Genomic DNA, 21,236 nt, shown 5'->3' with positions numbered 1-21,236 from the left:
GAACACGCTCTAATGGAGTCATGTCGCGAAACAGCTTCCCCGACGACTTGGTGCAGATGCAGAGCGACTGGATTTGCACGTACGAGGAGCTCGCCCCCCCGTTCCAGGGGTTGAGGAACATCCGTGTCGGATCGTGCGCTATGGATCCGTAGGCTCTGGCGGGCGGCTGACGGAGCGTCGACAGCTGGACCGGTCTGAAATCCTCCCGCGGACAACACCCCCAATATCTGCGGTAAGGGGCAGTGAATTGCATCTAGGACGTGTTTGAGATGTGGTCACAGCGCCTGCCGTATGAGGGGGAGTTGGACGGTCGACTTGTAGCGGACAGCGAGCTTGATGCCCCCTATGGATGTCAACCAGTTGATGCTGGCGTCAGCACGTGCTTCCTGGGGTGATGACGGTCTGGTAGATCTCGCGGGCGACGTAGCGTTTCAGGCATCGGATGGCTTGGCGTCGCGTCTTGCCCTCGGTGACGCGCCGTTCCAGGTAGGCGCGAGTGCGGGCGTCCCAGCGGAGGCGGGCCAGGACGATGGTGTAGGGCGCGCAGTTGGCCTGCCGGTCACCGCCTCGGTTGAGCCTGCGGCGCTGGGTTTTGCCTGATGATGTCTCGACCGGGCTCACACCGCAGAGGGCGGCAAATGAGGCTTCGCTGGCCATGCGCTCCGGATTGTCGCCGGCCGCTATCGGCAACGCAGCCGCGGTATCCGGGCCGATGCCGTAGCGGTCCAGCAGCTTCGGTGCGCAGGCCGGGAGTGATCTGGGTGGTGAGTCGTTGATCTCCTCAGTGTGGCTTTGTTCCCTTCAAGCAGCAGCGTTTGTCCATCAGTTTGGGTGGCGATGGGCGGTCGGCGGAGCCGTGGATGTTCACGAGAAATGACGTCAGATCCCCTCCTTGCACCCGCAGGGTGAAGCAGCGTGGCTTGTGGCCGGTTAGAGGGGGATGTGAGTCGTCTGGCCGCTGGCCCCAATCAGGACATCGAGGCTCGCGCTCCGTGAGTCCGAGAGCGCCTGTTCCTGATGCAGTCATGACATGGTGGCGTCTGTGACGCGTTGACGAGCGGCCTGTTGTTGAGCGTGCGGCGTTCCTTGGGAAGGAAATGATGAAGCTTCTCCTCACCGACTCCGGCGTCAGCACGCGAGCATCCAGGATGCGCTGGTTGACCTCCTGGGTAGGCCGATTGCCGAGTCCAGGGCCCTGTGCATCCCCACCGCGGGATAAGGGGGCCCGTATGCCGATCCGGGCGGCCCATGGCGATTCATCAGCGGACTATCTCCCAGTCCCATGACCGAGTTGGGGTGGAAGTCGGTGGGCGTGCCGGAACTCACCGCGCTGCCCGGTATCGAGGCGGCGCTCTGGTTTGAGGTGTACCCCGGAGTGTGGACACGGGGTTCATGTTGCGAGGGTGAGTCTGTGCTCTGCCCGGTGCTGTTGTTCGAACTCGACGGGTGAGAGGTAGCCGAGGCTGCTGTGGCGTCTGCGGGCGTTGTAGTACGTGAGCCACTGGAAGATCTCCAGCCTGGCCTGCCGCACCGTCGTGAACACCCCCTGGAACGCTTCTCTCCTGAGTCCCCGCCAGAAGCTCTCGGCCAGGGCGTTGTCCTAGCTCGACCCGGCACGGCCCATACTCCTGCGGATGCCGAAACGGTTGCTGACCTGGGTGAACGCTGCCGAGATGTACGGCGATCCCCTGTCCGCGTGGAAGATCACTCCGTCGACGTGGCCGCCGCGGGTCGCCACCGCCATCGCGAGCGCGTCGATGACCAGCTCGGTCCGCATGTGGGTGGCCATCGACCAGTCGAGCACCCGGCGCGAGCAGATGTCCAGGACGCAGGCCAGGTAGAGCCAGGAGCCACCGACCTGCACGTATGTGATGTCGCCGCACCACTTCTCGTCCAAGCCGGCGGCGGTGAAGTCGCGTCGGACCAGGTCCGGGGCGGGCGGCGCGAGTCGGTCAGGGACCGTGGTGCGCTACTGGGCCCAGGTCGAGATCGACGCCCCGAAGGAGGGCGCCGGCAACAGGTCACTGTTGGTGCGGCGCAACCGGCGCACGGGCGAACTTGCCTTCAGCCGCTGCTACTCGGCCGCTCCGGGTTCCGCTGACTACCCTCGTCAGGGTGGCCGGTCGCCGCTGGACGGTGGAGGAGACCTTCCAGGCAGCCAAAGGACTGGCCGGGCTGGACGAACACCAGGTTCGGCGCTGGACCTCCTGGCACCGCTGGACCACCCTGGCGATGCTCGCACACGCCTTCCTCGTCGTCACGGCCGCAATCGAACGGACCTCCGCGCCCCTCAACTTCGGGGCTCGCCCCGTTGACCTGTGGCGAGATCCAACGCCTGTTCGCTGCACGCGTCTCCCGACATGCCCAAGGTCTGACGCATCGACTCAGTTGGTCACACTGGCGACGACGGCAGCAAGCCCGTGCCCGCACTGGCCACTACCAGCGTCAGGCCATCGACGAGCCGTGATCAAGATCTACAGATGGAGTACTAGAACCCCAAAAATCATGGCATCCAGGGACTAAACGGCGGAACGAAGCGCCCTCTGAGGAAGAGACGACGCCGCCAAGGCGACGCCCAAGGAGGTGATCAGGGAGCTGACCCGGGGGTGGCCGCACACTGCTCGGTTGAGGGCGACTGTCCTCGTGGGATTCCCGGAAGCAGGGGCAATTACGTCGAAGTGGTGTACGGCAGGGGGACGTAGTGCCTCATAGTGAGTGAACCGTATTCGTCGCGTCAGGGGGACAGGCGATGGATTTCTTTGTGCTGCTCGTTGTCATCGGACTGGTATGGCTCGTGGTGGCTGTCGTACGCAAGATGATGTCGTCCCCGCCAGGGCACCATGGGCAGACCGCGGGACACTACTACCCGGACATCGACGAAGAGGACTTCGAGCCCGCCGTCACGCCGCGCGGGACCGCGCACCGCGACATCCCACCGCTGTTCCCCGACTTCTATCACGGGGTGCTGTTCGCGGTGGGGAAGGAGCCGACGCCGCAGAACCTGCTCGCACTGGTCGAGTACGTGAGCCAGATGCTGACGATGAACGCCGTCGTGTGGTTCCAGCAGACGGGTGACGCGGCGGCGCAGGAACGGTTCATGAACCGCTTCCGCGGGGGTGGCGGTGACGACCAGAAGCTGGAGTTGGTCACCGACGACATGATCGACTTCCTGTGGGCGTGGCGCCCGTCGACTCGTCAGGCGCTGCGCGACTGGATACCCGACCTGGAGCGGATGCTGACCGGACCGGACAGCAGGTTGTGGCGGTTTGGGGACGAACTGCCCTTCGGGATCTGGGAGATGAAGGACTGAACGCCATGTGTGATCCGTCCCGGCACGACGGGGTGCTCGATCCGGTCACGGCGCTCGCCCGGGTACACGAGCGGCTGGCGCGCTTTTGTGCGGGGGAGACGGCAGCCGTCCTCACCGAGGAGGCGACAGCGGAGGCCGCACGGGCCGTTTCCGAGCAACCCACCCCCGAGGGCGTCGTCGCGGTCGCCTGGCTCTACGAGTACCGGGCCCTCGCCGTCGAGGAACTGGCGGGCGAGGACGCACAGTTGGCCCTCAGACTGTTCGGCAAGGTCGTTCGGGTGCTGCCACGGGAGGTGCCCACGCACGTGGCGCACGTACTCGCCATGCTGGACGCCCCCGCCCACGACGCCATTCACCGGGTGTCGCGGGCAGTGGCCGACGCCGAGCAACTGCTGGAGAGCGGTGCGGCGTCCGTCAGCCCCGCCCCGCTCGACCAGGCGGCCGAACTGCTCACCCGGGCGCTCGACGAGTGGCCCCGGAACGGGACGCGACGACACGACGCTCTCGGGCTGCTCGGCACCGCACTTCGGCGCAGGTACGCCTTCGATCCGGGGGAGCCGTGGCGCCTGGACAAGGCGGTCGCGGTGCTCACGGAGGCCGTGGCCGCCGGTCCTGCCGAGGACCTGTTCGGCCACACGCATGCCCACAACCTCTGCACCGCCCACCTCGACCGTTACGACGCGACGGGTGACCTCCGGGACCTGGAGGCAGCGGAGGAGGCGAACGCGGAGGCGCTGCGCAGGGTCGTGGCCGGGGATCCGCAGCGCACCCGGCTACTGACCCAGCGCGCGGACATCCTCCGTACCCGTACCTCGGCGGGTGTGGACAACCGCCTGGCGGAGGCGGCGGCCACATGCCGGGAGGCGATCCGTGCGCTGCTGCCGCAGAGTGCCGCGGCGCCCTATGTCCACTCGACCGCGGCGAACGTCCTAGCCGACCACTACGTGTACGGGCACGACCTCGACGTGCTCGACGAAGCGATCGACAGCGCGCGCATCGCGGTCACCGGGATCCCCGAGCAGGACGGTCGCGAGGCGGTCCTCGCGACCTACGGCAGACTGCTCATGCTGCGTGCCCGGCACACCGGGACCACGGCCGGCCTCGACGCCGCACAGGACGCCCTCGCCGCGGCCGTCGGCACGTTGCCGGCGGGCCACTCCGGTCGTACCGCCCACCAGAGCGACCTCGCGGACACGCTCTACGAGCGCCACCTCGCCACCGGCGACGAGTCCGTCCTGCAACAGGCCCTCGAACACGCCCGCCAGGCCATCGACGGCGCGGCCGCGACCGGCACGGTCGTCCCCGATCTGCTGAACAGCCTGGGACGCATCCTGATCGCACGCTATGAGCTGACCGGCGACCCCACCGACCTGACCGAGGCCGTCGAACAACTCCGGCAGGCGGAGGAAGTGTCACCGCCGGGCAGCAGAATGCGCGGTATCACCCTGCTCCATCTCGGCAACGGGCTGATGCTTCAGGCCGCCCTCGTCATCGGAACCGAACGTCGGAACCGGGCGTACGCCGAGACCATGGCCGTGCTGGACGCGGCAGTCGAAGCCCTGCCGCCTGGACCGGACCAGCAACTCGGGCTCAACAACCTCGCCCTGGTCGTCCGCGGCCACGATGGTGGCGACCGCCCACAGGCACTGCGCAGGGCGCGCCGCATCTTCCGGGAGATCCTCGCCGCGGCCCCGGCGAACAGTCGGACCAGCGAACTCGCCACGTTCAACCTGGCGTTGACCCTGTTGGAGGAGCACGAGCTGCCTGGCAAGAACGAGCCGGACGCAGACGACCGCCTCACTGAGGCGGAGGACCTGCTACGGGCGGCGCACAGCAGGGAGTCCCCCGGTCGGCATACCTCTGCGACCGTCGCCTGCGCGTTGGCACGTTGCCTCGCCCTGCGGGCCGCCGCCGACGGCAGGCCCGGCCCGCACGCGGAAGCCGTCGCCCTGCTGCGCTCGGTCGTCGAGGCCGCCGACGGCCACACGCCCAGCAGCCGGGTCTCCGCCGCCGCGCAGTTGGGGCGCCTGCACGCCACTACCGGTGACTGGGCCGCCGCCGAGCGGGCATACGCACGAGGGATCGAGCTGTTGGCAGCCGCCGCGGCGCCGCGGAGCGGCCGGGATGCGCAAGAACGCCACATCGGTGCCTTCTTCGGTCTTGCCGCGGACGCCACCGCCAGTGCCCTGGGCGCCGGCGATCCCGTACGCGCGCTCGAACTGCTGGAGACGGGCCGCGGCCTCCTGCTTCCCGCCCCGCGCCGAGGCCCGTCGCCCGACTCGTGGCCCGCGGCCGCGGACGGCCGTACCGTGGTCGTCGTGAACACCGGCAGACTCCGGTGCGACGCGCTGCTCGTGCGCGACGGGGCAGTCACGGTCGTTCCGCTGCCGGGACTCGACCACGCCACTCTCGTCCGCCAGACCGGCACCTTCCTCTGGGGCGTCCAGCGCGCCCAGGATCCGGCGTGCCCTCCCGAGGACCTGTACAAGGCTCAGCATGTCGCGGTTCCGAGCGTTCTGCGCTGGCTGTGGAACACCACCGTACGTCCGGTACTCGACGCCCTCGGTCTGACCGGGCCGCCGGTCGCGGGCGCGCGCTGGCCGAGGATCTGGTGGTGCCCGACCGGGCTGATGTCCTTCCTGCCGCTGCACGCGGCGGGCGAGCACCGCTCGATGTACGACGGGTCGACGGGCGCGGGCGCCATCGACCGGGTGGTCTCCTCGTACGCTCCCAGCCTGCGCGCTCTGGCCACGGCCGCCCGCCGGGCCGATGCCGTACGAGGCGGTGCCGGGGACCTCCTGGTGGTGGCACCGGAAACCCCTGGCACCGCCGTCCTGCCCCAGGTACCGCGCGAGGTCGCCGGGATCAAGGGGCATCGCCCCGGCTGCACTGTCCTGTTCGGGGCCGAGGCCACGAAAGAGCGGATCCTCCAGGAGATCCCGCGGCACGCATGGTTCCACTTCGCCGGACACGGCACCCAGAACATCGAAATCGCCGACAGCGCGACTCTGGTGCCCCACGACTACGGTTCCGGAGGCCGCCTCGGACTGTCCGACCTGGGAGATCTGTCCCTGGACAAGGCGCAACTCGCCTTCCTGTCGGCCTGCCAGACCGCGGTGGGCCACCTCGCGCTGGCGGACGAGCACACGCATCTGGCCGGGCTGCTGCAGGCGGTGGGTTTCCCGCACGTCGTCGGCACCCGGTGGACCGTACGCGACGGCGTCTCTGTGGCCGTGGCGACGGAGTTCCACCGGCTGGCGGCCCTGCACGGCAGTGCCTTCGACCCGGCGCTCGGTCTGCACCTCGCGGTCCGGGAGACACGCCGAGTCCATCCCCAGCCGTACGCGTGGGCGCCCTTCGTGCACTTCGGGCCGTAGGGGCCGGGTCCGGATCAGCTGCCTGGGTCGAACACCAGCGTGGGGTCGTCGGAGCCGCGGTACACGTGGGACGTCAGCCGTAGGCCCGCGAGCGGTTCGTCCGCCGCGGTCGCGGGGAGCGGATGACGCAGTGCGCGGTACAGCTGCTGACGGTGCAGGTCGAACGGGACCTGGAGCAGGACCGCGTAGTCCTGGCAGGCACGCGGGAGCCACCATCCCCAGGCGCCGACGACGAAGAGCAGGGCGGACAGAGCCCACGGTGTCCAGTACACCGCGGGCAGCACGAGCACCGCCCACAGGCCGGCCGCGACCGTGGCGTCCAGCCGGTTCCGGGCGACCGCAAGATCACGTTGGAGGGTCTCGGGGAGCAGGGTCCACAGATGCGGCCACAGCAGCACCGCGTCCAGGCCGTACTTGTGCTGCGGCTCGGCCTCTGCGGAGCGCAGAATGTTCCTTACGCGCGTCGGCATGGCCAGCGCCGGCTCGCGCGGGCTCCACCGCAGCCGGGCCTCCAGCCTGGCGTGGTCGGCGCGTTCCTGCGCGCTGAGCGGAGGCCGGCCGGCGTTCGACGGACCTCCCTCAAGACGCGTCTGGAGCGGCCTCCACGCGGCGGCATCGGCGGCACGGCGTCTGTTGTGCCGCTGTCGCAGCCACCCGCTCACCCCGGACAGGAACCGGGGCCAGTACCCCTCCATGAGGCGCAGGGCGGGAAGCGTCAGCTGCCGCATGAGCGCACCGGATCCGGCGAGTGCGATCAGTGCCACCAGCAGGAGCGTGATCTGTTCGCCGGGGTGCATCGTGCCCACGGCGTCGAGCCGGTCCGCCAGGGCCTGCCTGGGGTGGGGCTGTCCACCGACCCAGGCCAGCATTATGAGCAGCCAGTACACCGCCGCGGCCAGCCCCGTGGCCAGCCAGCGCTCGACGAGCTTGCCGGCGGCCGCGCTCCAGAAGGTCGGCACCTCGCCTCACTGTGTCTCACGGCTCAGCACGCGGGTGCACACGGAACAGCGCGGCACCGGGTCGCCCATGAACCCGCGTATCCAGGTGTCGGTGCTCGTGCACCCGAGGGTCTTGCACACGTACCGAGGAGCCGGCACGGCGGAGGCAGCGAACCCCGCACCCGCCAGCCCCTTGTACCCGCTGCTGCCCGGAGCCGTGCTCCGTTCCTGATACGGGTCGGGACGCGACTGAATCCAGGTGCGGACCCGGACGTCGGCGTACAGGGCCCGGCGCAGTTCCTCGGCTCCGCCGGGGCGGGACGAGGCGGCGATCGCGCGGTGGATGTCCGCCGCGATCCGGGAAGCGTCTGCGCCGACGAGCGTCGGCAGCATCCCGAGTATTTCCCTGGCGAGTGCCGCCCACGAGCGATGGTGCTCCATGCTCCGCCTCCCCCGGTCGGAACCGTCTACGTGCCCGATGCAAGTGTGACAGTTGCCGTCGAGCCGCGTGGGGCGATCGCCGGTTCCCCGGGCCCGCGGGAACGGCGCTGCACACCTGCGGTCACCTCAGACGACCCACCGGGCGCGCAGACCGTGCAGCTGGGGTGTCACGACCAGCAGTATGCGAGGCCTGTGACAGCTGCTTGAGAGCCCCTGGCCTGCGGCATCTCGACTAGAGCCGGACAACTTTCTGGAACCTCTGACCTGCTACTTCTCTGATTGAAGGCCCTTTGAGCTAGTACGCAGCAACTCAGTCCGGACACACATCAACTGTTCTCGGACGCGGTATAGAGCAGCGACCGGGGAGGGTTTTCGGGGGGCCTTTGCTCTGCCGGTGGCGCGAGAGCCTATGCGCCGCCCGGCGACCGGTAGGTGTGAGAGCTTTCGGCTCGGCCCCGCTTGCGGCGATGATCTGCAGAGCGTGCCGATGGCCGCGCGTGTGGTGCCCCAAAGTCGGGGAAATGTTTCAGTGCCTGACCTACCCGCCCCAAGCTCGACGGGCGTCCGTATTGCAGGGGACCGCTACCGGTGGCTGGTCGCCTGGCAGGGGTGTGTCGCCGCAGTACGCGATGCGGAGCTGCGTGCCCAACCCGGTGGTGGCGGTCGGCGTCGAGGTCGACGACGCGGGCAACTTGGACGACGTCGTCTTGTACCGGCAGGCACCACCGCAGCCCTACATGCAGGTCAACTACGCGGCGGACAGCTCCACCCCGGTGAAGGAGGATTATCTGCTCAAGCCGAGTGATCGCGGTGGCCCGTCGATCCTGCGGAAGATGGCGCAGGCCGGGCAGCAGCTCACCAAGGACGGTGCACCGGTCGATCTTGCGTTGCCGAGCAACCGGTCCCCGGACTCGGAGGATCCGCTGGTCTCGCTGAGGGACGCCCGCACCCAACTGCTGGTGCCGAAGGCGGCCCAGCAGGGCCCGAAGTCGAAGAAGGGGCAGGCACGGACGCGGTGGGCCGAGGGCGCCGGGCTGAGCGAGGAGATGCTGCTGGACCTGCTTCGGGTGCTGCGCTTCGATCTGGCGCGGGACGTGATGCATCTTCATGAGCACTTGTAGATGCTGATGTTCGCGCCCGGCCTGCGGTTCGATGAGGAGGCCATGCATGCCGGCGCGGACTGGGTCGCCCGCCAAGTGGCCAGCGGGCAGCGTCGGTTGTCGCTGGCGGACATCCGGGAGGCGATCCAGGCTCTGCGGCTTGCGGCGGGTTCGTCACGTGCGGTGGTGTCCATCGCCACCCTGAAGCCGGACCCGATGGCCGAGGACGCCGACTACGCGGTGGACTGGACGGAGCGCTTCGAGGGCGCCTCGGCCTATCTGAAGAGGCGCTCGCTGGCCCCGGCAACCTGGGCTCGACTGCAGGAGGACATCGAAGCCGCACCGTATCGGATGCCGCCCGGCACCACCGCGGTTGCCGTCACCGGCAGCCTGCGTCTGGCACCCGCGTTTGTGGTCGGTGCGGCCTTCCGCATGGTGACCGGCGCCGGCCTGGCCGTGGTCCAGCGCGGCCAGTTGTGGTCATCGGCCGAGCCCTACGAGACCCCGCTGCCGCCAGCCGTCGACGAGCACGCCCTCGATCTCGGGCCCGACCTCGCTGTCGCCATCGCGGTCGCCACCGACCCGGCGCAGGATGTGCTGGACTTCCTGACTGAGCAGCAGTCCCTGTCTCCCGGCTGCTGGTGCTGCGCCCGCCCGGCGGGGCCAAGGACAACTCCATCCCGGATGCCGCAACGGCCAACGCCCTCGCCGTCGGCATCCGGGAACACCTCCGCCGTGCCTGCCGCACTCATCCCGCGATCCACCTCTTCCAGGCCGGCCCCATGGGCCTGTCCCTGCTGCTGGGTAACCGGTGGAACCGGCTGTGCCCGACCACCGTGTACGAAGACGTCAACGCGCATCAGGTGTACGAGAAGGCGTTCGTCATCGACGCATGAGGACCCGGCACGCCACTACGATCCCGCTGCCGAAGGCGGCGCCGTGCCCTGTGCCAGCCGCAGGTCGTGGTGGACCAGAGTGAGGCGGTCGCGGGCCGTCAGCCAGCCCAGCGCGACAGCGATCGGCAGCGGGCCGTGGAAGAACAGCCCCTCCACCGCGGTGGCGCCGCCGAGCCGCTGCGCCCACTCCTGCCGCCCAGCCTGCCAGCACTCCCAGACATACGTGGTCACCGCGGCGTAGACACCGGAATCGTCGGGCAGGTACGCGTTGCCGGTGTCGATGACGAGATAGGCGCCGCACGGGCCGTCCGTGCCGCCGGTTCTTGCGCCCCGCGGCCCGGCCGAGGACTTTGTGACCGCCGCCGTCGGGGATGTTGCCGAACTTCTTGATGTCGACGTGGACGAGTTCGCCGGGCCGGTCTCGTTCGTAGCGGCGGATGACTCGGCCCGTCGCCCGGTCCAGATGGGCGAGGCGGGCCAGTCTGTAACGGGTCAGGACGCGGTGCACGGTGGAGGGCACCAGCCGTAGCAGGTGCGCGATGCGGGCCGGTCCCCACCGGCGCAGGAGCCGGACCTTGATGATGCGGCGCTCGGTGCGGGTCGGGGTGCGGTGCGGGCTGTGGCGGGGGCGGCTGGAGCGGTCGGCCATGTCCGCCTCGTCGAACCTGCGGTAGCGGTCGGCCCACCGCTGGGCCGTGGTCGGCGAGACCTGGAAACGTTCCGCGGCCCGGCGCAGGGGCCAGCCGTCTTCGACCACGCAGCGGGCCAGGCGCAGCCGTCCGGTCTCGGTCAGGGGTGCATTACGGTGGGGCACGAGGGCCTTTCGTTGCTCGGTGAGATGTCGCAATCCACACCGAACCGAAAGGCCCTCACCTGTTCAAGATCCCTCAGCCGAGACCTGGCTCACCCGTTCACAACCTCCCCGGACAGAACACCTAGTTCGTATCGGCAGGGTGGGTGTAGCGGATCGGCTTGCCGAGACCGCGGGCGTATTCGATCTCGCGGCGGGTGCTGTCGCCGATGTAGCCGCCGGGGTCGACGACCAGGACGTCGTCAGCGAGGTCGATCCGCCGTCACTGACACGCGCCAGGGATCGGGCGGACCAAAGGCGCGGGCGGACACTACATTTACCTACCGCATATAGCTATGTAGCATAGTAGATATGCAGGACGAAGACATCCAACGACTGCGCGGCCAGTTGAAGCTGCTGCAGCGCCGGATGCGTCACGAGGCGCTGCCGGTCACCGGCCTTTCGCTCACGGCGACGCGGGTGCTCGGCGCGGCGGCGCGAGCCGCCGATCCCGCCCAGCCGGGCGACCTGACCGGCTTGCTGCAGATGACCACCTCCAACGTCGCGGCCGCACTGCGGGAACTTGAGGCGGCCGGGCTGGTCACCCGCGTCAGGGACGCGCAGGACCGCAGGAAGGTCCGCATCGTCCTGACCGGGGAGGGTCAGTCCGTGGTCGCCGCCAGCCGGCGCGAACGCGACTCCTGGCTCGGCCAGGCCATCGAGGCCCTGCTCGAGCCCGACGAACAGCAACTTCTGCGAGCCGCCGGCGACCTGATGCAACGCCTCGCCGCATACGAATCACCCGCCAACCCAAACACGTACTAGATCGCCCTGATGCCGCGCCGCGGATCGCTGAAGGAAAGAAAAGGAACGGATCCCATGCCCTTGAGCACCATCGACCCCACCCCGGCGCTGATCGTCGTCGACCTGCAGAAGGGCGTGACCGCACGTCCGGAGATGAAGCCGATCCTGGACAACTCAACCGCACTGGCCGCGGCCTTCCGCGAGTGTGGCTTTCCCGTTGTGCTGGTGACCGTCGACGGCGGCGCGCCGGGGCGCACCGACGCGCGCCGGGCAGGCGGTGGCCGGGGCTCGCGCCAGCGCCCGGACGATTGGGCACAGCTCGCCCCCGAGCTCGGCCACCAGCCCGCCGACCTGCGCATCGTCAAGCAGCGCTGGGGCGCGTTCACCGGCACCGACCTGGACGAGCGCCTGCGCGAGCGCGGCGTCACCCAGGTCGTTGTCACCGGGATCGCCACCAGCATCGGCGTCGAGTCCACCGCGCGCTCGGCCCACGAACTCGGCTACCACGTCGTGCTCGCCACCGACGCCATGGCCGATGTGGCCCCCGACGCGCACCGCAACAGCATCGAGCGGATCTTCCCGCGCCTGGGCGAGACCGCCACCACCACTGACATCCTCAACGCGCTTCACTGACCGCGGAGAGAGGCAAGGGGCACCATGAAGACCGTCATCACCTCCGAAGTCCCGATCCGAATCCAGGACCCGACCGAGGCCGCACGGCCCAGCTCGGCCCCGCGCCAGAGCCGGGTCTGTACGGTCTCCGGCTCTTCCAAAGTTTCGTAGCGGGTGCGTCGGTGCGCTGATGATGCGCCTGGTGGTTCCGTGCGAGGCTCGCGGTGTGTGTTGTCGGGGTGGAGGGCCTGCTGCCGCATCTGGCGGCGGTCGACGTCGACGGGGTCGAGATTGCGCTGGGCTTGGTGCGGTCACCGCCAGGACCAGGGATGACGCGCCTATAGTCTGTCCGGGCTGTGGGCAGTCGTCGGGCCGGGTGCATTCACGGAATCGCGACCTGAACCTCGGGATTCCCCAGGTTGTGCTCGACCCCCCACTTGGTTGAGCAGTAAACGATGAGGTCAGGTCACGTCCCGGATCGCCTTGGCTCAGCTCGGCGAGTGCATCAGGGAGGTGGGGTAGGCGTTCAACCGTTATTCCACGACTTGTGTCGTCAGGTCGGTCCGTCCTGCCTCCCGCCACGGCTGTGCCACCCACTGGACTTCCTCCGAGAATGCCAGTGGCGCCCGCACCTGCCGGTACAGCCGATCGTTCGCGGCCGTGGCCAGCTTCCCGCCTGCCTCCCGGTACGCCTCGGTGAAGGGCGGGCCCCACCCTGGGCCGGCAGCAGCGCGAGGTGGGTGGAGCAGTGCGCGACGTCGAGGTCCGTCGGGCCCACAGGAGGCCGCCGCCCAGTCGACGACACCAGTGATCCCGGTGCCGTCGGCACCGGGCGGGCTCTCCGGCGGCAGGTCGAACAGCACGTTGCCGGGCTGGCTGGAAGTCCCGGTGCAGGAACCGCCCTTCGTAGCGCGGCGCGGACTCGCGGATCACGTCGATCGCGGCGGCCCAGACCGCGGGGTCGGCGTCCTCGGGGGTCACGACGGTGTCGGCAAGCACACGACCCATCACCGCATTCGAACCGGTGATCACCTGGATCGGTACGACAACGGCCGCTTGGCTTGACTCTGTCGGGGATCTTGGAGTTTCCCGGTGCGGCAGCATGATCAACGGGCATGCTCGGGTGGTTCCACCGACCGATGCAGTTGTCGTGGTACCTGTTGTCCCTTCGCCCCCGTTCCGGTGAGCAAGTCCCCTCTCTGACCGCGCAGATCGCGCAGGCGAGCAACCCGGGCGGTACGACGGCGATATGGGTACGCGATCGCCTCGATGGGCTGTGGTGCGACGAGGACTTCGCCGACTGGTAGCCGCGGGATGGGCGCCCGGGGCTCTCGCCCGCTCGACTGGCCACCGTCTGTGTGCTGCAGTTCCTGCTCGGCCTGTCGGACCGGCAGGCCGCCGAGGCGGTCCGCTGTCGCATCGACTTCAAGTACGCCATGGCGATGGAACTGGACGATCCCGGGTTCCACCACAGCGTGCTGGCCGACTTCCGCGACCGTCTCGCCGAAGGCGACCGCGCTGACCGCCTCCTCGACCTCGCGCTGGCCCGCCTCACGGAGGCCGGACTGGTGCGCGAGCGCACCACGCAGCGCACCGACTCCACCCACGTCCTGGCCGCGGTGCGCGACCTGACTCGCCTGGAGCTGATCACCGAGGCGGTCCGCGCCGCACTCGAAGAAGTCGCCGGCATGTCCCCTCACCTGCTGGACGAGCTGGTCGATGAGGAGTGGGGCCGCCGCTACGGGCGGCCGGTCCGTCTGGGCAAGATCCCACCAAGCCCACGACCAGGATCCTGGCCACCGGAAGCGATGCCGTCCGGCTCCTGGAACACCTCTACCGGCACGGAGCAGGCCGCACGTTCGGCCCTCGCGTCCAGGCTTTGCGTCAGATCATGGTGCAGAACTACTACCGTGACCAGGCAGGCCGGGCTGCGCTGGCGCACCGCCGAGAAGGAAGGCGGAACCGGGCTACCGCCCTCGTCCCGGGCTGTGTCGGGACCGGGCGGCGTTTGCCGGTGAGGATGCGCGGGCTGGACGAAGGCGCAGCCGTCGGGGGCTCGGACCGGCGACAGCGTCGGCCGTGCCGGTCAGCCAACCGCGTGGCAGCGGATGCGGTCGATCATCGCGTTCAGAACCGCCTCCAGAGCGGTGGTGTCACGCTGAGTCCGGGTCATGAGCAGACCGCCTTGCAGTGCCGTGAGCAGGGCGAGGGCGAGATGCCCGATGTCGGCGCCTGCGTCCAGCTCACCCCGCTCCTGCATCGATGCCAGGCCGTCGCGGATGGCGTCTTGCCACCGCGCGTAACCCGCTGCCAGTTGAGCCCGGGCCTGGGGGTCGGCGTCGGAGAGCTCTCCGGCGAGGGAGCCGATGGGGCAGCCGCCCCGGCAGTCGCGGGCGTGCTGTGCCTGGACGACGGCGTCGCGCCACGCCTCCAGCGCCTCGAAACTGTCCAGGCGCCGCAGCAGGGGCCGCTGGAAACCGAGAACATGCTCGGTCTGATACTCGATCACGGCCTGGATCAGGGATTTCTTGTCCCCGAAGTAGTGGTACAGCTGCGACGGGCTGGTTACCTGAGCGGCTTCGAGGATCTGCTCGGTGCTGGTCCTCGCCACTCCCTGGTCATACATGACAGCCGCAGCCGCGGCCACGATGCGCTCGCGTGTGGCGCGTCCCTTGGCCGTCAGGCGCCGCGTCTGTGTACTGCTGCTCATCGGCTCACGGTAGCAGCTTTCCCCACGTTTCTAGAGTTGACATTCTATTTTCCTTGCTCCCATGATTAGAGTCGTCGCTCTAAAGTTCGGGGTGGTCGATGGCCGGCCCCGCGCATCAGACGCCCGTCGGAAGGACAGACCATGAGCACCCCCATAGCCGACCAGGTCGCTGCACTCACCGAGAACATGGTCGGGCAGGCACCGGCCCAGGCCCTGGAGGCGTTCCACGCCGAACAGTTGGAGTTGGCCGCCGCCGGCGTCCCGGCCCATGTCATCGAGGCGGGCAGCCCGCTGCCCGACGCCTCGCTGCTGGACCCCCAGGGCAACCTCACCACGCTGGAGCAGGCCCGCCGGGGCCGCCCAGCCGTCCTCGTGTTCTACCGCGGGGCGTGGTGCCCGTACTGCAACGTCGCCCTGCGCACCTACGAGCATGAGCTGACCGCCGAGCTGAACGAGAGGGGCGTAGCCCTGATCGCGGTCAGCCCCCAGAAGCCGGACGGTTCACTGACCATCGCCGAGGCCCACGATCTGTCCTATGCCGCCCTGTCCGACCCCGGCAGTGTCCTCGGCCATGCCCTCGGCATCGTCACCCGGCCGAACGAGCGTTCGCAGCAGGCGCAGGCGTCTCTCGGACTGGACCTCACGGAGGTGAACGCCGACGGCACGGTCGACATCGTCATGCCGACCGTGGTCGTCGTCGACGCCGAGGGTGTCGTCCGCTGGATCGACGTCCACCCCGACTACACCACCCGTACCGAACCGGCCGAGATCCTCAAGGCTCTCTCGGAGACGCTCGGCTGACCCCGCCCGCGAACGCCCTTCCGACAGGAGCAGCAGGTGTCCCCGAACGGCAAAGTCGCCCTTCTCGCAGGCGCGGGCTACGGAATCGGTCGTGGCCTCGCCACAGCACTTGCGGAGTCCGGGGCGCAGGTGGCCTGCGTGGCGTGCAGCAAGGACGAGTTGCCTGGCACGGAACGGGTGATCCGGCAGAGCGCCTGAGGGCGCGACCGTAGAGTGATCTTCCACCCGAGGGCGGAGGGGACGATGCCCGGGCGTCACATCGAGTTCGGCAAGCGCGGCGCCCGCGGTGTCGCCGACGTCCAGGCGTCCCGTAACGGTCCTGCGTCATCGCGAGGCAGACCAGGAAGTGAAGCCGGGCGATGCCGAGCATCGCCCGGCGAATGCCATGGCCCCTGAGTCGGCAGTCCCGATTTTCCCTCTGCGCCATACTGTTCGGCCGCGCCGAGCCCACCCCGACGCGTAGACGGCGACGGCAGTTCTGAGGGCGGGCTCGAAGCCCACAGTCGCTGTCGGTCCCGCGCTCCCCGCCGATCGCATGAACGATCGAGCCGTTGGTGCCCGTGCCGGGTCCGAAGCTGGTCGAGGGCAGACCGCGGGTCCCGGACCGGCAAGCCTCGTACGTGATCCTGTTCGTGCTGCACACCGGCATCCAGTGGGAAGTAGCTGCCACGGGAGTTGGGCTTCGGCTCGGGCATGACCTGCTGGCGGCGTCTGGCCGCCTGGAACGAGGCCGACGTGTGGGACGCACTGCACCTGGTGCTGCTGAAGAAGCGGCGGGCCGCGAGGAAGCCGGACTGGTCACGGCGGTGATCGACTCCTCCCGCGTCCGGGCCGCGCGATGCGGCCCGAAAGCGGACCCAGCCCCGTCGACCGCGCACGGCCGGGCGGCGAGCAGCACCTCGTCACCGACGCCCAGGGCATCCCGCTCCCGGTGTCACTGACCGGCGGAAACCGTAACGACGTCACCCAGCTCCTGCCCGTGCTCGACAAGATCCCATCCGTAGCCGGGACCGTGGGCCGGCCGAGACATCGGCCCGACGCGTTTCTCGCCGACCGCGGCCACGACCACGACGAGTACCGGCGCATGGTGTGGCAGCGCGGGCATCCGCACGGTCATCGCCGAGCGAGACGGTGAACACGGCTCTGGCCTGGGCTTCTTCCGATGGGTGATTGCGCCGCGAACCGCACCGCACGAACGGACGTCTCCCGTTGAACGAACCGGGCCAAGGCCCCGAGACCACCGCCCGACCGACCGCGTCCACCATCACCGACCCCAAGCCGGAGACCCGTACCGCGACCTGGATACGACGCGCGCGCAGCGCGACTACCTCCTGCTGCTGCTCGCCACCCGCATCATCGGAGGCCGGCCGTGACCAACGCTGGCGCGTTCCCCCACCAGGACGACACCGTCCGGCACTGCGCCACCACCGACGCCGAGGTCTTCCACGACGACGCCACGCCCACGCCGCCCTGGCCAGGAAGCTGTGCGAGGACTGCGCGCTCGCACAGTCGTGCCGCAGCCGGGCACGCGCCCACCGGGAGTGGGGGACCTGGGGCGGCGAGACGACTGCCGAGCGCGCCGCCGGATTCACGCCGCCCGATGGCGCGGCCGCGGCCACCAACGGGAGAACCGCCCCTGCGGCACTCCGGCCGCCTACCGCAGGCACATCCGCGTCAAGGAGAAGCCGTGCACATCGTGCAGGGCAGCCGAATCAGGCCGTCGCGCCGGCTCCATCGGGCGCTCCCGGCGCCGCATACGGCGCCGGGAGCGGACCACTGCCGGCATCTGAACCCGGACGCGCCCGCCACGGCGCACCACGACGGACCCACCGACCAGGACACCGAAGGTGATCTTCCGCAAGCCCGACCCACCGATCGGCCCCGACGGGCGTCCGGACTACAGCGCGCCCGCCGCCGTCCTGGCCGCCCTAACCCTGGCAACGGCGGCCGTGCACGCGGCGCTGGCGTCGCGTTTCCTCCATGGCCACCGCGGGGCGAGGAGTGCGGCGATCGCCGCCGCGGCCGTACTGCCGGGCACCGGGATCTTCCTCCTCGCCCGACACCGCCACCTGGGCAAGGATCCGGCATGTGGCCGCGTCGGCGCGGGAGAGCCGCAGGGCGATGGCGAAACTGATCAAGATCGGGGGAAGCCGATCGCCGCCATACAGCAGGAGGTGCGAGCTCTTGTCGGCATGCCGCGACTTTTCATATCGGACCACCGTTGCCCTGTGCTCACCCAAGCGCTGGAACGACTACGGCGCCGGGCGATGAGGGAAGATCGGCTGCGGACCCTCACAGCGACCCGTAGTGCGCCCGTCGACGGCTGCGCCCCGTCTCGCCCAGAGACTCGACGGAGGCTCACGGCAATGCGAGGTGCCAGGTCAGGACTCACGGCCACCGCATGATCTCCCGGGGCACAGCCCTTGGCGACCAAGCGGTGGCCGTTGCGCTATTTGCCTGCCTGGCTTCGGCTACGACCTATTGGGTCGGATCCTCAGAAGGTGAGGCTCCAGCGCTGGAGATGGCCCGGGTCCCAGGAGTTGTAGATGCCCGGGGTGCCGTCGGTGACGCGCAGCTTCCAGGTGCCGACCTTCGTGACCGCCGAGGCGTCGACCGTGTAGGTCTCGTGCAGCTCGGGCACGGGCTCCCAACTCGGTCCCCAGGGCTTGACGGGAATGACGGTGCCGTCCGGGCCGATCAGGTCGATGATCATGAAGTTGCTGAACGGGTGGTCGAGGTCGACCGCGACCTTGAGGTCGCTCGGGGCATGGCCTGGCTTCCCCCGGACGATCAGCGGGGACTCTGCCTTGCTCTCGAAGGGGATCAGATATGTGCTGGGGTTGACGAAGAAGCGCCCGCCGGATTCAAGAGAGGTCCAGGTGAACGAGAGCTGTCGGGTGTCCCCGACCGCGTTCCTGATGAGGATGACCGTCTTGTAGTCGCCGGCCTTCTTGGGCGTACCGGTGATCAGGCCGGTGGTGTGGTTGATCGACAGGCCGAGGGGGAGCTTCTTGGCGGAGTAGGTCAGCGGCCCCGGCCGGGTGCTGGAGGCGCTGAACTGGCGGCTGACCGGCTGGCCGACAGCCACCGGCTCGGTCGGCGGTGGCTCCACGGCGATGTGGTTGACGAAACGGTTTCCGACGTTGACGGCCGCCCAGGCGTTGGCAACGGCCTCATAGGCGTTGCTTTGCGAGCCGTAGAGGTCGGCGGCGGCCTGGAGCGTCGCGGTCCGGGCGCCCGCGTAGTCGCTGGTGCTGGTCATGTAGACAGTGAGAGCGCGGTACACCACGTCGGCTGCGGCGGTCCGTCCGATGCCCGCCACCGGCAGCTTGTCGTAGGTGGGGCTGTCGTAGGCCACGCCGTTGATGGTCTTCTGCCCGCTGCCCTCGGCAAGCAGGTAGAAGAAGTGGTCGCCCACCCCGGCCACCATGTGTGGTTCTTGCGACTTCGCCTGCGGCGTCCAGTAGTCCAGGGGCGCGTAGCCGACGGAGCTGATGCCGGCCTTGGAGGGACGGTCCATGTAGCGGATGGGCTTGCCGTCGCCGTGCAGGTTGTCGAGCTCGGCCATCGTGTAGTCGGGCACGTCGTTCGGGTTGTCGGCGTAGAACTCGACGGCGGCGGCCATCATGTCGCTGATCGCCTCGTTGAGGCCCGGAGATTCACCGAAGTCGCCCAGACCGGCTGTGGAGGAGGTGACTCCGTGCGTCATCTCGTGCGCGGCGATGTCCAGGGACGTCACCGGATGCTGGCCGTCCGCGCCGTCGCCGTAGCTCATGCAGAAGCAGCCGTCCTGCCAGTTGGCGTTGGCGAGGGGGACCCCTTGCTGCGATTCGTAGTGGACTCGGGAGGAGCTGCCGCGGCCGTCGTCGGCTATGCCGTTGCGGCCGAAGCGGTCGTTGTAGAAGTCCCACGTCGTCTGCGCGCCGTATGCCGCGTCCACCGCCGCGGTCTGGGGATTGGCCACCGTCCCGTCGCCCCAGACATCGTTATCGGCAGTGAACAGCGTCCCGTTGGAGTTGATGCTCGAGTCGAGTGTCCGGTGGCCACCGTGCTCCGGGTCGATCAGGGCGTAGGTGCCGTCATCCTGGCGAGTGGAGCCGATCGTGACCTGCCCGCTGTAGAGGCTGTTGCCCTGTGCGGACTCGACGTGTTCGGAGTTCTCAAGGGTGGTTCCGCTCGCGGCGTCGGTCACGACGTGACGTTCGCTCGGGGATCCGTCCTGCTGCACGCCGGTGACGACGGTCTCCCAGGCCAGCTTCGGCCGGCCGTCCATCATCCAGACGACCTGCCTGGGGGCCGTGTGCGAACCCGCTCTGCGGGTGCCCTTCGAAGTCGCCTTGCTCAGGGCCGACTTCTTCGCCGTGGCGGCCGGCACTTTGGCCGTGGTCGTCGGGAGAGTCAGCTTCGTCTTGGTTGCGTATGTGACGGTGTGGGTCCCTTGCCGCTGATGGACCACCAGGTCACCGCCGATCACGGGCAGGCCGGCGTAAGTTCGCTCGTAACGGGTGTGAACCGTCCCGTCGGCGTCCCGGATCACGTCCTTCGGGATCAGTTTCTCGTGGGGGCCGAGATTCAGTGAACGGGCGGTGTCCGGTGCCGTGTTGGCCGCCTGGTCGAGCAGCTGCCGACGCTGTCCGGGCGACAGGTGAACGGTCCTGGCTTCGGGCCTGGTTGTCGCTTTGATCTGCGGGAGCGCTCCCACTTTCCGGGTGTTCCCGGATGCGTCGGGAGTGGACTCGGCGCCCGCCGAGGCGGGCAGGGCCGAGAACGCGAGTGCTGCGGTCGTGATCACCACGGTCGCGGTCAGACGCCGTCTGCGTCGGTGCGAACCCTGTAGGGGCGCAGCCCTGTTGCTGGAGGAATTCAATCCCGGGTCCTTCCGTTCGGCCGTCTGTCGATGTCGACGGCCGTTGATACAAGGAGGCCGGAGGCCACGGTGCCTCCGACTGCGGTGGCAGCGGGAGTGATCGTGACAGCAGGAACTGCCTCTGCAAGAGATTCGTATGGATCATGAACAGATCTTTACCTAAAGGACTTTGGTCATTTTCGATCAGTTTCAGATGTCATGTCAGTCCTGTCTGACGTCCTGTCCGTCGAGTGGTGGCTCGAACAGCCGATTCCCCCGAGCCATGCACGAGCCATCTCAAGGTCTGCCCCGTAGTTGCTGGTCAGGGGCGAGATGCTCGCGTCATGACAGGAGTCGTCAGGATGTCGGGCCACCCCGGAAACACCCCTAGCGGCCTGTCTGGCCGCGGGTCTCCAGTGCGCGTACGCCACCGGGGCGCGGCAGCAGCCGACACGTGTCCGACAGGAGGGTCCTCACCGTGGGTGCCGGTTTCACACCTGCGCAACTGCGTGTATTACCGCCCGGCTTCTCCTTGTCATGTTGCACATGTGGCAGTGAGGATGCAGGGCGAGCCGCGGGCGCGCTGGTGCGCCACTCAACTGACGCCCCAC

At 68.9% G+C, this 21,236-nt stretch carries 16 protein-coding genes and 6 pseudogenes; 12 read left to right on the top strand and 10 right to left on the bottom strand.

The window, feature by feature from the left end; all coding sequences use genetic code 11:
• Window positions 1-372 precede the first annotated feature (372 nt).
• Window positions 373-741 (bottom strand): annotated as a pseudogene (locus tag ACFXI4_RS41035) (transposase); the annotation flags it as partial.
• A gap of 649 nt (window positions 742-1,390) precedes the next feature.
• Window positions 1,391-1,969 (bottom strand): annotated as a pseudogene (locus tag ACFXI4_RS41030) (IS3 family transposase); the annotation flags it as partial.
• On the opposite strand from ACFXI4_RS41030, the pseudogene ACFXI4_RS41025 reads away from it, so the two are divergent.
• From ACFXI4_RS41025 to ACFXI4_RS41015, 3 genes and pseudogenes are all read left to right on the top strand, one after another.
• Window positions 1,935-2,467 (top strand): annotated as a pseudogene (locus ACFXI4_RS41025) (IS701 family transposase); the annotation flags it as partial. The pseudogenes ACFXI4_RS41030 and ACFXI4_RS41025 sit on opposite strands and share 35 nt — an antisense overlap.
• Window positions 2,468-2,749: 282 nt before the next feature.
• Entirely contained in the window at window positions 2,750-3,310 is a 561-nt protein-coding gene (locus tag ACFXI4_RS41020) for a hypothetical protein (RefSeq protein ID WP_385001726.1), read from the top strand.
• 5 nt (window positions 3,311-3,315) lie between these two features.
• Window positions 3,316-6,687 (top strand): CHAT domain-containing protein, encoded by a 3,372-nt coding sequence (locus ACFXI4_RS41015; RefSeq protein WP_385001723.1) that lies wholly within the window; start codon window positions 3,316-3,318, stop codon window positions 6,685-6,687.
• A gap of 14 nt (window positions 6,688-6,701) precedes the next feature.
• On the opposite strand, the gene ACFXI4_RS41010 is transcribed toward ACFXI4_RS41015, so the two are convergent.
• Both ACFXI4_RS41010 and ACFXI4_RS41005 read right to left on the bottom strand, forming a co-directional pair.
• Window positions 6,702-7,646 (bottom strand): hypothetical protein, encoded by a 945-nt coding sequence (locus tag ACFXI4_RS41010; protein ID WP_385001720.1) that lies wholly within the window; start codon window positions 7,644-7,646, stop codon window positions 6,702-6,704.
• Window positions 7,647-7,652: 6 nt separating this feature from the next.
• Window positions 7,653-8,066, bottom strand: a complete 414-nt coding sequence (locus ACFXI4_RS41005; protein ID WP_385001717.1) for a hypothetical protein — start codon at window positions 8,064-8,066, stop codon at window positions 7,653-7,655.
• A gap of 641 nt (window positions 8,067-8,707) precedes the next feature.
• Here ACFXI4_RS41005 and ACFXI4_RS41000 point away from each other — a divergent pair.
• Entirely contained in the window at window positions 8,708-9,187 is a 480-nt protein-coding gene (locus ACFXI4_RS41000; protein ID WP_385001714.1) for a hypothetical protein, read from the top strand.
• A pseudogene (locus tag ACFXI4_RS40995) lies at window positions 9,188-10,062 on the top strand (SAVED domain-containing protein).
• A gap of 15 nt (window positions 10,063-10,077) precedes the next feature.
• On the opposite strand, the gene ACFXI4_RS40990 reads toward ACFXI4_RS40995, so the two are convergent.
• Together ACFXI4_RS40990 and ACFXI4_RS40985 are read right to left on the bottom strand one after the other, a co-directional pair.
• On the bottom strand, window positions 10,078-10,293 hold the full coding sequence (locus tag ACFXI4_RS40990; RefSeq protein WP_385001744.1) for a hypothetical protein: 216 nt from the start codon (window positions 10,291-10,293) through the stop codon (window positions 10,078-10,080).
• 82 nt (window positions 10,294-10,375) lie between these two features.
• A pseudogene (locus ACFXI4_RS40985) lies at window positions 10,376-10,876 on the bottom strand (helix-turn-helix domain-containing protein); the annotation flags it as partial.
• A 348-nt stretch (window positions 10,877-11,224) separates the two neighbouring features.
• Between ACFXI4_RS40985 and ACFXI4_RS40980 the strand changes: the two are divergent.
• Both ACFXI4_RS40980 and ACFXI4_RS40975 read left to right on the top strand, forming a co-directional pair.
• Entirely contained in the window at window positions 11,225-11,677 is a 453-nt protein-coding gene (locus tag ACFXI4_RS40980) for a MarR family winged helix-turn-helix transcriptional regulator (RefSeq protein WP_385001711.1), read from the top strand.
• Window positions 11,678-11,731: 54 nt separating this feature from the next.
• Window positions 11,732-12,289, top strand: coding sequence for a cysteine hydrolase family protein (locus ACFXI4_RS40975; protein ID WP_385001708.1), 558 nt, complete (start codon window positions 11,732-11,734; stop codon window positions 12,287-12,289).
• A 512-nt stretch (window positions 12,290-12,801) separates the two neighbouring features.
• Here ACFXI4_RS40975 and ACFXI4_RS40970 read toward each other — a convergent pair.
• Window positions 12,802-13,264: pseudogene (locus ACFXI4_RS40970) on the bottom strand (phosphotransferase); the annotation flags it as partial.
• A gap of 143 nt (window positions 13,265-13,407) precedes the next feature.
• Between ACFXI4_RS40970 and ACFXI4_RS40965 the strand changes: the two are divergent.
• Both ACFXI4_RS40965 and ACFXI4_RS40960 read left to right on the top strand, forming a co-directional pair.
• Window positions 13,408-13,575, top strand: coding sequence for a hypothetical protein (locus ACFXI4_RS40965; protein WP_385001705.1), 168 nt, complete (start codon window positions 13,408-13,410; stop codon window positions 13,573-13,575).
• Between the two features lie 51 nt (window positions 13,576-13,626).
• Window positions 13,627-14,286: a transposase gene (locus ACFXI4_RS40960; RefSeq protein ID WP_385001702.1), complete on the top strand. Its 660-nt coding sequence runs from the start codon at window positions 13,627-13,629 to the stop codon at window positions 14,284-14,286.
• A 68-nt stretch (window positions 14,287-14,354) separates the two neighbouring features.
• Here the strand turns inward: ACFXI4_RS40960 and ACFXI4_RS40955 are convergent, their stop codons facing one another.
• Window positions 14,355-14,978 carry a TetR/AcrR family transcriptional regulator gene (locus tag ACFXI4_RS40955; protein ID WP_385001699.1) on the bottom strand — a complete coding sequence of 208 codons (624 nt, stop codon included), beginning with the start codon at window positions 14,976-14,978 and terminating at the stop codon, window positions 14,355-14,357.
• Window positions 14,979-15,119: 141 nt separating this feature from the next.
• Between ACFXI4_RS40955 and ACFXI4_RS40950 the strand changes: the two genes are divergently transcribed.
• The 3 genes from ACFXI4_RS40950 to ACFXI4_RS40940 all read left to right on the top strand — a co-directional run bounded on the left by ACFXI4_RS40950 (window position 15,120) and on the right by ACFXI4_RS40940 (window position 17,630).
• Window positions 15,120-15,779, top strand: coding sequence for a peroxiredoxin-like family protein (locus ACFXI4_RS40950; protein ID WP_385001696.1), 660 nt, complete (start codon window positions 15,120-15,122; stop codon window positions 15,777-15,779).
• A gap of 838 nt (window positions 15,780-16,617) precedes the next feature.
• Window positions 16,618-16,914 carry a transposase gene (locus tag ACFXI4_RS40945; protein ID WP_385001692.1) on the top strand — a complete coding sequence of 99 codons (297 nt, stop codon included), beginning with the start codon at window positions 16,618-16,620 and terminating at the stop codon, window positions 16,912-16,914.
• A 35-nt stretch (window positions 16,915-16,949) separates the two neighbouring features.
• Window positions 16,950-17,630 (top strand): WhiB family transcriptional regulator, encoded by a 681-nt coding sequence (locus ACFXI4_RS40940; protein WP_385001689.1) that lies wholly within the window; start codon window positions 16,950-16,952, stop codon window positions 17,628-17,630.
• A 77-nt stretch (window positions 17,631-17,707) separates the two neighbouring features.
• Here the strand turns inward: ACFXI4_RS40940 and ACFXI4_RS40935 are convergent, their stop codons facing one another.
• Both ACFXI4_RS40935 and ACFXI4_RS40930 read right to left on the bottom strand, forming a co-directional pair.
• On the bottom strand, window positions 17,708-17,998 hold the full coding sequence (locus ACFXI4_RS40935) for a hypothetical protein (RefSeq protein ID WP_385001686.1): 291 nt from the start codon (window positions 17,996-17,998) through the stop codon (window positions 17,708-17,710).
• Window positions 17,999-18,273: 275 nt separating this feature from the next.
• Complete coding sequence (locus ACFXI4_RS40930; protein WP_385001683.1) at window positions 18,274-20,571, bottom strand: M4 family metallopeptidase; 2,298 nt, start codon at window positions 20,569-20,571, stop codon at window positions 18,274-18,276.
• Window positions 20,572-21,236: the final 665 nt, after the last annotated feature.

It is taken from the genome of Streptomyces sp. NPDC059224 (genome assembly GCF_042754285.1).
In the GTDB taxonomy this organism is placed as follows: domain Bacteria; phylum Actinomycetota; class Actinomycetes; order Streptomycetales; family Streptomycetaceae; genus Streptomyces.
This window is presented reverse-complemented; position numbering and strand designations above follow the sequence as displayed.

Coding starts and splice junctions, on each gene's coding strand:
- ACFXI4_RS40950 (WP_385001696.1), top strand. CDS start 15,120: ATGAGCACCCCCATAGCCGACCAGGTCGCTGCACTCACCGAGAACATG.
- ACFXI4_RS40965 (WP_385001705.1), top strand. CDS start 13,408: ATGCAGTTGTCGTGGTACCTGTTGTCCCTTCGCCCCCGTTCCGGTGAG.
- ACFXI4_RS41015 (WP_385001723.1), top strand. CDS start 3,316: ATGTGTGATCCGTCCCGGCACGACGGGGTGCTCGATCCGGTCACGGCG.
- ACFXI4_RS40945 (WP_385001692.1), top strand. CDS start 16,618: ATGCGGCCCGAAAGCGGACCCAGCCCCGTCGACCGCGCACGGCCGGGC.
- ACFXI4_RS40955 (WP_385001699.1), bottom strand. CDS start 14,978: ATGAGCAGCAGTACACAGACGCGGCGCCTGACGGCCAAGGGACGCGCC.
- ACFXI4_RS40980 (WP_385001711.1), top strand. CDS start 11,225: ATGCAGGACGAAGACATCCAACGACTGCGCGGCCAGTTGAAGCTGCTG.
- ACFXI4_RS40975 (WP_385001708.1), top strand. CDS start 11,732: ATGCCCTTGAGCACCATCGACCCCACCCCGGCGCTGATCGTCGTCGAC.
- ACFXI4_RS41005 (WP_385001717.1), bottom strand. CDS start 8,066: ATGGAGCACCATCGCTCGTGGGCGGCACTCGCCAGGGAAATACTCGGG.
- ACFXI4_RS41020 (WP_385001726.1), top strand. CDS start 2,750: ATGGATTTCTTTGTGCTGCTCGTTGTCATCGGACTGGTATGGCTCGTG.